Origin of the sequence: Streptomyces sp. NBC_01275 (assembly GCF_026340655.1) — a bacterium.
GTDB lineage: Bacteria > Actinomycetota > Actinomycetes > Streptomycetales > Streptomycetaceae > Streptomyces.
This window is the reverse complement of record NZ_JAPEOZ010000001.1, coordinates 7,907,923-7,920,616: the sequence shown is the minus strand read 5'-3', so window position 1 is coordinate 7,920,616 and position 12,694 is coordinate 7,907,923. Positions and strand designations below refer to the sequence as shown.

The 12,694-nt window shown below is 70.4% G+C and carries 11 protein-coding genes and 1 pseudogene; 11 read left to right on the top strand and 1 reads right to left on the bottom strand.

The features are described from left to right. Positions 1 to 10 precede the first annotated feature (10 nt). The 3 genes from OG562_RS34685 to OG562_RS34675 all read left to right on the top strand — a co-directional run bounded on the left by OG562_RS34685 (position 11) and on the right by OG562_RS34675 (position 3,308). A complete protein-coding gene (locus OG562_RS34685) occupies positions 11 to 1,525 on the top strand; it encodes a VirB4 family type IV secretion system protein (protein WP_266405165.1) in 1,515 nt (504 codons plus the stop codon). Positions 1,526 to 1,581: 56 nt separating this feature from the next. Then, positions 1,582 to 2,112: a hypothetical protein gene (locus tag OG562_RS34680; RefSeq protein ID WP_266405162.1), complete on the top strand. Its 531-nt coding sequence runs from the start codon at positions 1,582 to 1,584 to the stop codon at positions 2,110 to 2,112. 278 nt (positions 2,113 to 2,390) lie between these two features. After that, positions 2,391 to 3,308 (top strand): hypothetical protein, encoded by a 918-nt coding sequence (locus OG562_RS34675; RefSeq protein ID WP_266405160.1) that lies wholly within the window; start codon positions 2,391 to 2,393, stop codon positions 3,306 to 3,308. Positions 3,309 to 4,685: 1,377 nt separating this feature from the next. On the opposite strand, the gene OG562_RS34670 is transcribed toward OG562_RS34675, so the two are convergent. Beyond that, positions 4,686 to 6,773: a hypothetical protein gene (locus OG562_RS34670; RefSeq protein WP_266405157.1), complete on the bottom strand. Its 2,088-nt coding sequence runs from the start codon at positions 6,771 to 6,773 to the stop codon at positions 4,686 to 4,688. A 396-nt stretch (positions 6,774 to 7,169) separates the two neighbouring features. On the opposite strand from OG562_RS34670, the gene OG562_RS34665 reads away from it, so the two are divergent. The 8 genes and pseudogenes from OG562_RS34665 (at position 7,170) to OG562_RS34630 (ending at position 12,690) form a co-directional block, all read left to right on the top strand. Beyond that, complete coding sequence (locus tag OG562_RS34665) at positions 7,170 to 7,628, top strand: hypothetical protein (RefSeq protein WP_266405154.1); 459 nt, start codon at positions 7,170 to 7,172, stop codon at positions 7,626 to 7,628. Next, a pseudogene (locus tag OG562_RS34660) lies at positions 7,625 to 8,494 on the top strand (hypothetical protein); the annotation flags it as partial. The gene OG562_RS34665 and the pseudogene OG562_RS34660, both read left to right, overlap by 4 nt. Before the next feature lie 194 nt (positions 8,495 to 8,688). Beyond that, positions 8,689 to 9,186, top strand: coding sequence for a hypothetical protein (locus OG562_RS34655; RefSeq protein ID WP_266405151.1), 498 nt, complete (start codon positions 8,689 to 8,691; stop codon positions 9,184 to 9,186). 99 nt (positions 9,187 to 9,285) lie between these two features. After that, complete coding sequence (locus OG562_RS34650; RefSeq protein WP_266405148.1) at positions 9,286 to 9,714, top strand: hypothetical protein; 429 nt, start codon at positions 9,286 to 9,288, stop codon at positions 9,712 to 9,714. Further along, on the top strand, positions 9,711 to 10,556 hold the full coding sequence (locus OG562_RS34645; protein WP_266405145.1) for a relaxase/mobilization nuclease: 846 nt from the start codon (positions 9,711 to 9,713) through the stop codon (positions 10,554 to 10,556). The genes OG562_RS34650 and OG562_RS34645 overlap by 4 nt, the downstream gene beginning before the upstream one ends. A 12-nt stretch (positions 10,557 to 10,568) precedes the next feature. Continuing rightward, positions 10,569 to 11,264: a hypothetical protein gene (locus OG562_RS34640; protein ID WP_266405143.1), complete on the top strand. Its 696-nt coding sequence runs from the start codon at positions 10,569 to 10,571 to the stop codon at positions 11,262 to 11,264. A gap of 23 nt (positions 11,265 to 11,287) precedes the next feature. Next, positions 11,288 to 12,043: a hypothetical protein gene (locus tag OG562_RS34635; protein ID WP_266405140.1), complete on the top strand. Its 756-nt coding sequence runs from the start codon at positions 11,288 to 11,290 to the stop codon at positions 12,041 to 12,043. Beyond that, positions 12,040 to 12,690 (top strand): hypothetical protein, encoded by a 651-nt coding sequence (locus OG562_RS34630; protein WP_266405137.1) that lies wholly within the window; start codon positions 12,040 to 12,042, stop codon positions 12,688 to 12,690. Before OG562_RS34635 ends, OG562_RS34630 begins: the two co-directional genes overlap by 4 nt. The last annotated feature ends 4 nt before the right edge of the window (positions 12,691 to 12,694 follow it).

Below are 12,694 nucleotides of genomic sequence, written 5' to 3'. Positions count from 1 at the left end.
AGGGCCCCCGATGAGCCACCGGCCCGCCCGTCGCGCCCGCCGCGCGTCCGCCAGCCCGCTGTTCACCCCTCACGGCACCGACCGCGCCAGCCGCAAGGCCGCCCGCCGCCAGCTCGCCGAGGCCACCGCCAAAGTCCGCGCCGAAGCCAGCGCCCACCAGAGCGAAAGCACGCCCGCCGAGCACCAGATGCCCGCCCCGCTCTACCCACCGAGCGGACGCCCCGGGCCCTCCTCCTCTCGCGGGAACCGGCTGAAGCTGCCCGCCCACCGCATGACCACCGCGGTCGCGGCTGGCGCCTATCCCTTCCTCGCCGAAGGCGGACTCGGCGCCGAGGGCATCTACATCGGCCGCGACGTCCACGCCGAAGCATCATTCGTCTTCGACCCGTTCGCTCTGTACGGCAAAGTCGAGGGATTCACCAACCCCAACCTTTTGCTCGCCGGCGTGATCGGCCAGGGCAAGAGCGCCCTCGCCAAGTCCTTCGCGCTGCGATCGGTCGCCTTCGGATACCGCGTCTACGTCCCGTGTGACCCGAAGGGCGAGTGGACTCCGGTGGCAGAAGCCCTCGGCGGCCGGTCCGTCGCCCTCGGTCCCGGACTGTCGGGTCGCCTGAACCCCCTGGACGCGGCCCCGCGCCCGGAGAGCGTGTCCAAGGCCGACTGGGTCGGCGAGATCCGCAAACGACGCCTGCTCCTGCTCGGCTCCCTTGCCCGGACCGTCCTAGGCCGGGACCTGATGCCCATGGAGCACACCGCCTTGGATGTCGCCCTCGACGCCGTCGTCACCCGCGCCGCCGATACGCACCGCACCCCGCTCCTCGGCGACGTCGCCGCCACCCTCAACAACCCAAGCGCGCTCGACGAGGCCGCCGGGATGATGTCGGGCCAACTCGGCGACGCAGCCCGCGACCTGGCCCATGCCATGCGGCGCCTGGTCCACGGCGACCTGGCCGGCATGTTCGACGCCCCCTCCACCGTGAGCTTCGACCCGAACGCGCCGATGCTCACCATCGACCTGTCCCGTCTCGGCGGATCCGGCGACGACACCGCCCTCGTCCTCGCGATGACCTGCGCGAGCGCCTGGATGGAGTCCGCCCTCTCCGACCCGTCCGGCGGCCGGCGCTGGATCGTGTACGACGAGGCGTGGCGGCTGATGCGGCACGTCGGCCTGCTCCAGCGGATGCAGGCCCAGTGGAAGCTCTCACGCGGCCTCGGCATCGCCAACCTCATGGTGATCCACCGGCTGTCCGACCTGCTCACCGCAGGTGACGCCGGATCACAAGGCCGGGCCCTGGCCGAGGGACTCCTCGCCGACTGCAGCACCCGAATCATCTACCGCCAGGAGACCGACCAGCTCCACGCCGCGGCCTCCCTGCTCGGCCTGACCTCCGTCGAGATGGACGCTATCGCGCACCTCAACCGAGGGCGTGGCCTGTGGAAAGTCGCAGGTCGGAGCTTCATTGTTCAGCACCTCCTGCACAGCCACGAACTGGCGCTCTTCGACACCGACGCCCGTATGCACTGAGGACCAAGAGGCCCGTGAGGCCAGACTTCCAACGCGACTTGATACCGAGCGCCGAGGTGCTCCAGCTTATCGGCGCGCTCAATGCGATGAAGGACGAACTGCTCAACACTGCCCAGCAGTGGGAGCTGCTGGACGAGAACGGACACGTACCGGCCACGCCTTCCTACGCCGCGCTGCTCCAGCACGCCACCGACGCACAGGACCTCTCCCGCGATGTCCTCCGGCTCACTGCTGACTTCGCCCGGAGCCCACACCACACCACCCGCGCCGGCAGCACCGTTCTGAAGCATCTCGGCACGGCGGCGACCATGTCGAGCTACGCAGCCCCGCACTTCACCGAGACTGCGGAGTGTGCCCTGGCCCTGCCCCGGTCTGCCAACCCGACCGACCGGCACTACCTCGCGAATCGCATGGTCATCGACCACGCCTCAGCCCGCGCCTTCCTGCGGCGCACCTCGGAATCCCTTCGTGACGCGGCCAAGGAACTCGACGACCACCTCGGCTTCCAACGCTTCCTCGCGACGCTCACCCGTCAGGAAGGCCCGCCGCCGCCCCCGCCACCTAGGCCGGGCGGTCGCCACCGCTGACCGCGCCTGCCCCGAAGCCCGATCCACCCACATCCCAAGGAATGCTCTGAACCGCCCCGCTCATTTCAGCGACGCCGACTGGGCCGAATACCAGCAGTGCCAGGCCGAGCACGACGACCTCATGGCGCAAGTCGCCGATCGTGCAGCCCAGCTGGAAGACGACCTGATCGCCGCCTACGACGAGTACGAACTCGACTCCAGGCCGGTCCCGAAGCCAGAAGCCGACCTCGCTCGCCGAACGCCTCCGTCACACCGACCGGCGTCCCTCAGGAGAATCCGTGGCCGCTGACGAGGCGAACGCTACGGCCGCCCGCGCGACTCCGATCGCGCCACTTCCTGACCACCGCGACGTGAACATGCCGTGGTGGCAGGAGCTGTGGCGTCGCCACGCGCACATCACCACGCCGCTGCGAGCGCGCGGACTGCCATGCGACATCGAGTTCGGCCTCAGCGCCTACATCGTGCGCGTCTCGCTCCCTGACGACAACTACCTGATTATCAGTCCGCCGCAGGAACCGTCCTCCGAGCGTCCGCCCGGCGACCCCGAGGGCTGGATCGCGACCCGCGAGCACCCCGACGACCAGACGCTGTTCGAGGTCCTCTACGACTCGGCCCCCTCCGACGCCCCCGGCGCTCGTCGGCGGCCCGAAGCCCGCCACGGCGGCAGCGCCCAATCCTTGATCGAGGCGATCGATCACCGCCTCGCCCAGCTCGGGCTGCTACCGCACCCCGTTCTGGCCCACGAAAGCCCCCACGTGCACCCGCCCCAACTGACGCCCCCGTCCCAGGACGTCCCCGGCACACCAGACCGTCGCCCCGCCTACGTCTACGGCGACGCGCTGCGCGAGCTGACCGACCGGCTCAACGGAGCCGAGTCGCACGCGGATGCCGCTGCCCTTTTGCATCAGATCCTGGAACCCACCGACGGCCTGCTGGCACAGCTCGGCGAGTTCTTCGAAGCAGCCGGCGAGAAAGCCAAGGAAGCCAAGGAGGACGACGGCTTCGACCTGTCCTACGACCTCGCCGACGCCGCTGCCGAGATCCGCAGCCTCGGAGAGGTCCTGCACGTGGCCGAGGACCGGATGCGGGCCTTCACCTCGCTCGCGCCCGCACCGCGGCTGCCCTCCACCCCGGCTCGTGCACCGTCCCTTCCGCCGCGAGCTCCCCGGTCAGCGCCGCCACGGCACACGCGCTGACGCCGTACCGCCGCCTCCCTCCAGGAACACATAACCTCACCCCGCACCGATCTGTCCGCCTTCGCCACCGGCCTCGCCGGCCGCCTGCCGGGCATCTGGACCAGCGATTATCAGCGCCACGCGCAGTACGCGGACTAGTTCCCCCCGTACCGAGCAGCTCTGGGACACCGGTCTTGTCGACTATGTCGTCAGCCAGTACGTCCTCACCCACGACGCCGTGCTCCACAGGCCGGCCAACCAGCGGCTGTACGTGACCGACCGGCCCCGGTACCCGCACCAGGTCGTCGTCGCACCGCTCGCCCCCGTCGGCATGAACATCAAGCCGCACCACTTCGACGCCGTCGAGGAACCCAACGGCATCGCCGTTCCCAAGGATCCTGCCCGGGCGGCGGCTCGAGTCGTCCGGCGGGTGCTGCCCCGCTACAAGCAGGCCGTGCAGGCAGTGCTCACGAACGTAGCCCGAGCCTCCGCACCGGCCCGGCCCGCCATAGGTCGACCAAGTCCTCACCCTGACCCTGTACGGCGACGGAGCCCTCGGCGCACCGTACGAGAGCGTGCCGGTGGACGCCCGCATCACGCTGTACGCCCACGGCTTCCAGTACCACCCGCACCAAGCGGCGTTCCTACTTCCCGACGCCTACGGGGACAGCGGTCGCGCACTTCGCGTCCACGGCGTGGTCCAGCAGCTCACGGCCAAGGGCATCGATGTGAACGTCCGCCATTCGGCGCCCACACCAGCACGGCCCTTCCGCTGGCATCGCCGAAGACTGCCCCAACGACCGCTCGTACGCGCTGATTCTTCCCGCCCCGCAGATCCCTGGAGCCCTCATCCGCACCGCTCGCCGTACCCTGCCGCTCCTAACCGGCGCCGCCTGCCTCGCCCTGGCCAGAGCCGCGGGAGTCATCGTTCTGATGACTCCCCCGGCTCCCAGGTCGCTACAGCTGCGGCATGCTACTGCCGGGGATGGGCCCATCCCGCAGCGCGGATCTTGTTACCTGGTGGTGTCAAGGCTGCTCGCATCCACTCCTCCGCTCGCGCGACGGGCTGTGCCTCATGGCGAACGGCGACAGCCAGGGCCCATCGCCAAAGGGCAGCTTCGGTCGGGCGCGTCCGGCGGTGTCCCCGAAGACGGGCCCTCAGCGACTGGGTCGTACGGCCGCAGTATCGGGGCCGGTAGGCCGCGTCGAGCATGAGGTACAGGGCGGGGCCAAGTGGCAGCCCCGCCGTGGGGTCCGCAGGACCGACCGCCCAGGCGACGACTGGGTCCGCTGGGGCACTCGGGTCCACGAGTGCCTTCTGAATCGGGGTGGCGGCGAGGATGAGGCGCCAGCGTTGGGCGATTGATTGGTCTGCGGTGAGCGTGTGCGGAGGCATCGTCACACCTCCCGCCGGTCTGCATCGCGAAGCCGTGTGGGCTGGGTCCCGGTCGGCGGACGCACGTCGAGCAGTGCTTCCTCAAGGTCGCGCAGGTTTTGATGGACTTGCTTCCAATCCGCCCGACCACCCATCGGATGCTCCGTCAGCGGGAAGGGAAAGTCCGCGGCTTCTGCCGTGAGGCGGTCGACGACAGCGCGGGCCTCACCGATGGTGTGGAGGAGGTTGATGCGGCTCTTCTCGTTCCGTTCCTCCCGCGTGATCTTCTGCTCTGCCTCCCGCTTCTTCTGTTCCTGGCGGCGCTTCGTCTGCTCGTCGGCAGCACGTTCCGGGTTGGCCTGCGTGAACAGGTGCTTCTCGAGGAGGATCTCGTGGGTGGCACCGTCCGGGATCGGCTCGCCGGCCTCATCGACGTGGGCGTATGTGTAGTGGGCCTGAACCGATTTGCCTTCGCCGGTGCCGCCAGCCTTGTTGGGGTCGAAGCTCTCTACAACGGTCTTGGCCTGCCAGCGGCCCAGGACCGTTGAGGTCCACGGGGCGAGAACGACGGGCGGCGTTGCCCGGTACGGCACACGGCCATCATCGACCTTGCTGCCGGTGTCGCGCGTCAGCACGGCGTCTGCAATCAAGGCGGTGCCAGCGAGCACGGTGAGGGTGTGCTGCGCATTGGTGTCGCCGTCATCGGCGAGCTTGCGCAGCCGCTCGGCGCTGGCCGGCACGGGCTCCCAGTCGCCGAAGACACCCGGGTACAGGACGCCTCCATTGCGCCAGGCACGTCGGGCCACGTCGGTGGTGGCCAGCTTGGCAGCCCGCCAGGGCATGTCGATGAGCACGCCAAGGAACCCGGCGTAACGGTCGTCACGGACCTGCCCGAAGCCCCGGTCGCTGCGAATGAAGCGCTTGGCCTCGTCGAAAATCCTGTACCGCGTCAGGGTGTGGACGATCAGCACGGCCCGCCACAGAGGGTGGATACGGCCGTCGGGGCCGTACATCGGACCGCTGTCCCACCCGGGCACCAGGGAGGTGATCTGCTCCGCCGTCAGTTCCTCGTCGGCGACCAGTGCAGCGAACGCCGGGCTGACCATCTGCCGGTGTAGGAGGTGGTTGACCATCCGGCGGGCAGTCATGGCGTCCTGGGCTGCGTCGCTCCAGCGGTTGATGCTGATATGCCGGGAGCTCTGGGCCGTGGCGACGGCAGCTGCGAGCACGTCGTCGGCGTCGTCCTCGCTGAGGACGGCGCCCACGATCAGGCGGACCGGTACGGCGCGGGTCTGGAGCTGGCGCAGGGTGGCCATGGTCAGGCCGTCGCGTGCCAAAGCGGCGTTGTGGCGCTCGGCATCGCGGTTGTATGCGCGGCGGCGCGCGGTTCGGGATGCGGCGAAGTTGTTGCCGAAGGTGGTGACGATGGTGCGGGTTTGCTCTGTGGGGCTTGTCGCCTCCGGGTTGTAGTGGCGGGCTGCGGCGGCACTGACGTGGCGCGAGGTGCCGTCGATAAGTGCGGCGGTGAGCGTCAGCGGGCTGTTGTCGGCGTAGTGGGACTCGGTGAGTACCGCCTCGACCGGGGTCATCACACCGTTGCTGAGGATGGAGTCGCTGTAGTCAGCCCCCTCCTGGCGCAGCGTCTCGCGTGCCACGTCCTCGACGACTTTGCGTGCATGGGCGGGGCTGTCGTACTCGATCTTGAGCTGTGCCAGCAGCTCACCGGATGCGTTCCGGACACCGGTGGGAGCTGGTGCTGGCGGGGCCTTGACCTGACCGGACAACCGCGGGTTACCGAGGACTGTGGAGAAGCTCTCTGCGTCGAACAGTCCCTCAAGTACGAGGAGCTGCGTGGCTCCCGCATAGAAGGAGTTAAGCCCGTCGACGTTGTCCTTGTGTGTGGCCAAGATGGTCAGGCGCGGGATGTCGAGGAAACCGCCGACCGCGACCTCGATCGCCTCGTCCGAGAGGTTGATGCGCGGATTGTTGCGCATGGCCCGGCGGAGCTGGCCGAGTTCCTTGGCCTCCGCAACCGGAAGTGGGCCGGGGACGCGATCGATCTGGACGAGATCGCCGTTCTCGTCTGTCAGCTGTACAGATGTGGGACTCACTGATGAGACCTCGCTCGTCAGGTGCCCCGCCGCGGTGCGCGCGGGACGTGGAGACCGCACGTGACATTCCGGAGGCAACGAGGTCATTGAGAGACGGGGCCGGTTTTCAATCGGCTGTCTCAGGACCCCCTGCAGATCTGCTGCCAGCACACCAACCTGTCGCGATGTGCCCCGCCCGTTCCTGATCACGCACTCTGCTCAGGACGCAGAGTAGTCGTACCCGGCGGCAGGCGAGCGCCAGTTGACGAAAGTGCCGCCTGGAATTCTGTGGCATCGCACCCCACCGCCGCCCGGCCCTGCCCGTCACCGCGCCAGCCCGTCCCCTCACCGCGGCCCGGCCCGCGCACCGCGGCCCCTGACCCTTCCGGCCCACGCCCCGAGGAGAACCCCGCCCCCTTGCGACCCGGCACCCACTTCGCCTTCGGCGACCACGAAGAACACGGCTTCGTGGTCTCCTTCACCGCCGCCCTGCCCGCACACCTCGCCCACTGGTACCTGGAGCGCGAGCAGTTCGAGCCCGTTCCCGGAAAACCCGGCCTGTACCGGCTCAGCGAGCCCGAACGCGACGGAGTCCGCCGCACCCGCCAAGCCGTCCACGACCTGCGCCGTCACGGCTACACCGTGCAGGCCGACATCCGCCTGGACCCGTCCCTCTCGGCCAGCCCGCCACGCCCCGCCCGGCCACACGGGCTCCAGGAGCGCCGCAGTCGTCTCGCCCAGGCCGCCGCCGGCCGGTCGACGCAGCACTCCGCACCGCCCACCACCTCCCCGCCAGCAGCGCGGCCGATCCCGCCGAAGCCCACGTACGCTCCGACCGTCCATCTGACGGCCGCGACCGGCGGGCGGTCCCGATGACACCCGCGAGCAGCCCGGCCCCTGACGGCCCCTTGCCGACAGCTCGCGAGCTGGCCAACGGGGCACGCGACTTCCGCTTGCGGATGGCGGTCATCGACAGCGAGAGCGAGGCGGCGCTCGACATGACACGCGACCGCTACGGCCGTACCGTCCACGCGGGCGCCGCCGCAGCCGCAGCCGCACGAGCCCACCGCGACAAGTCGCCGGTGAAGGCGTACGCCACTCACCTCGCCCCGCACGCCGAGGCCCTCCTCGATGCCGCCCGCCTCGTGCTCGACGAGCTGCCACCAGCCCGGCACCTGGTCTCGCGGCGGGCCGTCCTGGACGGCCTGGCCGCCTCAGCTGCCGAGATCCGCCGGGCCCACGACCGGCCGGCCGCCCCTGGCTCCCAGGCCGAACCCACTCATCAAGCGGCCTTGTGCCGCACCTCACCGCTTGGGTGGACCACAGCTCTATCGCCAGCCACCTCGCCGACCAGCACCACAAGGCTCCGCTGACCGACAAGGAGCAGCAGATGTGAACCGAGAGGGCCCAGGCCGCGCAGCGGCGCGGCGTGCCGGAGCTGACCAAGCCGTGATATGCCGCCGACGGGCAGTCGATCGCCCTCGCTTACCTGGTCGAGGACAACGACTCGACGGTGGTCGCGCTGCGCGGCCATCCGGGGGTACCAGGAACTCATCCGCGGCGGCGTCGAAGGCCACACCGCCGGTGACGCATCGAACGCTCTCCTCGGAGCCGTCCAGCGCGGCTACGCCGCCGGTCCGGTGGTCCGCCTGCAGGAACTTCTGGAGACGAGCAGCCAGTTCGCCAGCGCCCTGGAGACCGTGCAGGGCCGCCAGATCTCCGCCCGACTCTCAGCGCTGGGACCCGCTCACCAGCGCTGTACTCCCCGCCGCCGGCGCGGCCTTCGCCCTCGCCGTCCTTCTCGCCGCGCGCCGACAGCTCCGCCCCGCCGGACACCGGCCGCGCGGCCGACACCGCCGCCCACTCCGAGGCCGGCACAAGACGCCCTGATCTGGGCGCACCCTCACCTTCCAACCCCTTTTGAGGAGAACGAATTATGGCCGTGCGTACGCACTGGACCGTGGAGCACGCCTGCTCCCACAGCGTGGATCATGACCTGTCCAATCGCCCTGCCGACAAGCGGGCAGGCTTTGCCCGTTGGCTCGCGTCGAAGGACTGCACCAACTGCTGGAAGGCGGCGCGCGACGCCGACTCCGAGTCCAAGGACGAGTGGCTCGCGACCAAGCGTGCCGAGGAGCAGGAGGCAGCCGTCGCGTGGGCCAAGCAGTTCGACATGCCGCAGCTGGAGGGCCCGGAGAAGGCCCTGGACTGGGGCGAGCGCTCCCGCCACCAACTGATGACGGCCGCGCACACCGCGCTCGTCGTCGAGGGCACTTGGGACGAGGCGGACTGGGCGGAGCTGGAAGAGAAGGCCCGCTCCATCACCCGTGCCGGATGGTGGATCGACCAGCGCGACGCCGACGGCACTGACCTGCTCGAACTCCTCGACGCGGCCAGTGAGGCGGACCGCGGGACGGAGAACCCCTTCCGCTGACGGCGGGGCAACATAGCCGGGAAACGCCGGTTAGCCAAACCGGCGTTCCTCCGGACTATTGATGCTCCCACCCCGCCAGCAACCGCGCGGAAGGAACTCATGTCCCAGCCCCCACCCACCTCCTCGGTCTTCGCACCGACGCCCGACCCGCTCACCCCCGACCGGGACATCACCCACGCCCACTTCCAGGCCGGTGACACCGTCGTCGTCCTGAAGGGGGTGGCCGGCGGAGAACTGTGGGGCGACGCGATGCGCGTCGTTGCCCCTTCCTGGCACACCCCGACCGACGAGGACGGGTGGCGTCTGCGGGATGCGACCGGCGGCGCCCAGTCCTACGTCACCGCCCACCCCCGCTACCTCGTGCACCTCTCACGCCGCTGCCCTGACTGCCTGATCTATCTACGGGCCATGGAGAACACCCTCCTCGCACGGTTCGCCGACCGCGACGAGCTGATCGACTGCGGCTGGTACACCACCACCGCCCTGGGCCAGCTCGTGCACATCGCCGACATCCGGAGCGGCCGGTGATCCCCCGCCTGCACGAGCGGACCCACCGGCCCCACGACCCGCTCGAAGAGGCGCTGGGGCGGCCGGTTTCACCGAACGAGGGCCTGACGGAGCACACGATCGTCGCCCGCTGGCCCGGCCTGGATTACTTCACCCTGGACGACGAGCAGAGGATCTGGACGTCCGTCCAGTGGGCCGAGCACCTCGAAGACCCCTACCTGGAGCATCCGTTCGCCGCCAGCCCCGACGACGACCGGCGGGCAATCCTCCACCTAGACATCCGCCTTCACCCGGACGACCGGGAACTGACCGGACCGGAGTGGGCCGAGGTCGCTCAACGGCTCGCACGAGCCGCCGGCATCGAGATCCCCGGCAAGGAACATGGCTGCCGATGGATCGCTGTCCAGGCGCAGCCAGGGCGCCTCGATCTGATCGCCAACCTAATCCACCTCGACGGCGCGTGGCACGCTCCTCCCGCGGACAAACTGCGGCGCCTGGCACAGGAGGCGCGTCGCATCGAACAGGACCTCCACCTGATCCCTGTCCGATCCGACCCCCCTTCGCGGCCTGCCGTCCGCGCGGCGCTCACGGCGTCGGCCCAGCTCGCGACCATCCTCACGCAGCTCGCCGACGAACAGGCCGGCCCTCTGGCCGCGGTACGCGGACTCGTCGAGCACACCTCGCACCGGATCGCCCGCCAGCCGGGAGCAGCCGACACCGATACGGCACACCGCCTGGAGCTGATTGCCCGCCGCCTCTACGCCATCCAGCAGGACCTGGCCACCACCGCAAACCGCCTGGTCCAGTCCCGCGCCGTCCCGGCCCCGGACGCCGTCCGGCACAACGCCCACCGATCGCCGTAGGAGAAACGTCTCTTGCCCCGCACCGACCGCTTCCTGGACATCCGCCGCGACCCGCACTCCGACGAACTCCTTGCCCGCGGCGGCGACTCCGAGGCACACAGCATCCTCCAGCGCGCGGACTTCGTCGCCGTCGTCCGAGTCCATGAGACGTACCACCGCACCCCGACCGGCCTAGCGGAGGACGACGAGTCGCGTCTCGCCACCGGCGCCGTGGCCCGCCTGCGGGCGGCCGGATACCACGTCGACTGCGACGCGGACTTCGACACCGACTCGCGTCCGGCCAGCTACCTGCCGCTGGGATCCTCCGTTGCCCACGTCGCCGAGCGCCTTCGCGAGGCCGCCACTACGGACGAGGCGGCCGATGCGCTGACTGAGCTGACCGCCGCCCACGACGGCGTCCTCGCCGCGCTGGAGGAAGTCCTCACCGCCACCGCCGACTTCCACGACGGGCTCGGCCAGGCAGCCGACCCCTACATCGCGCGACGGCTTCGCCACCTCGCCGACGAGCACCTTCGCGTCATCCGTACCGACCTCTCCGAGACCCGCAACCAGCTCGCCGACCGGCATGCCCCGCACGCCGGCCGCAGCACCTGCACCGGGGAAGTCCCGTCAACCGAGCAAGAGCGCTCTGCCGCGTGCGCCTGCCCGCCACCGCCGCGCACCCTCCCTGCTCCGCCGCCCCCGACGGCCGCCGGACTGCGCCGCTGACTCCCACCTCGCCCAGGGACACCATGCACGACCACCACACCTCCGAGCGCCTCGCCTCGTACGCCGACGTTCTCGCCGGCGAACTCCCCGACAGTTGGACCAGCTCCCACCTGCTGGCCGACGCCAAGGACGACCTCGCCGAACTCGCCGACCGCATCTGGGACCTGGACATGGTCGCCGCCTCTCTCGCCGAGCACCCCCTGCAGCAGGCCGCCATCCTGAGCCGACAGGACGGTGCGCAGCTCGTCCTTCTGGACCGGCACGACGAGCGCGACGGCTTCCTCATCGCCGCCGTCGCCCCGTACGCCCTGCCCGACGAGGCGTTCCGCGGCGTTCCCGAGCCCAACGGCATCGCCCTGGCCGATGACCCGTTCCTGAGCGCCGAGCAGGTCGCCGGCGACCTGCTCGCCCGCTACGACGCCGCCCTCGCCCATGTCCGCCAAAACGCCCTGGGCGGCATCCAGCCCTCCCAGCCGGACCGGGTCGTCCTGACCTGGCAGCCGGACGGCAGCATCGCCACCGCCCCTGCCGACGACCGCGCCAACGCTGTCCTCATGGCTCACGGCTTCGTCCGGGACCCGCGGAGTGGCATCTACCGCCTGAGTGGTGACGACACTCAGGCCCAGGCCCGCGCCCTGCGCGAGATCGGCCCGCGCCTCGACGCACTCGGCATCGGCACCGCTCTGCAGCATCCCGCAGGCCGGACCGCGCCCACCGCCGCCGCTTACGTGCCGCCCGTCCCAGCCGGTTCCCGTACGCCGGCCACCCGGTCTCGGTGAAGCAGACGGAGCCCGACTTCTGGGTTCTGGAGTACGTCACCATCACCAAGCACCCCCGAACCGACCTGTTCGGGGCCATCGGCGGCACCGACAAGGCCGCGGACATCCTCCAGCGAACCGGCGGCTTCCTCTCCGCTCCCGGACCGCGCGGGGACTATCACCGGCTTCCACACGGCCTGCCCGTCGAGCAGCAGAGCCGGAAGGCGACCGCAGCCTCGCACGCCCTGCTCGCCGCGGGGCACAGTGTCCACCTCGACCCCACGCTGAACATGCTGGTCGCACCGGACGGTGAACGTGAGGCCGCCCTGCGCTACCTGGCGAGCCTCGCTGAGCGAGCCACAGCCGCCACAACCAGCAACGAGGTGGCCGAGGTCCTGACCGAGGTCGCTGCCCCCGTCCTCGGGCTGCTGCCCCTCGCCGGAGAGATCGTCGTCCGCGCTTGGATCGCCGCCAGCGACTTCCAAGGGGCCGCGCCCGCCGGGGAACCCGATCCCATCGCACGGCTCGGAAGCACCGCCACCTCCATGAGCGAGGCCGCGCGCGCCATCCTCCACGCCCGCAACCACACCGCGCGCCCTGCGCAGCGGCCGGCCACTACCTCACCACCGCCGAGCCGCGCCCAGTCCGCGGAATCCCGCCGCCGCTGACCCC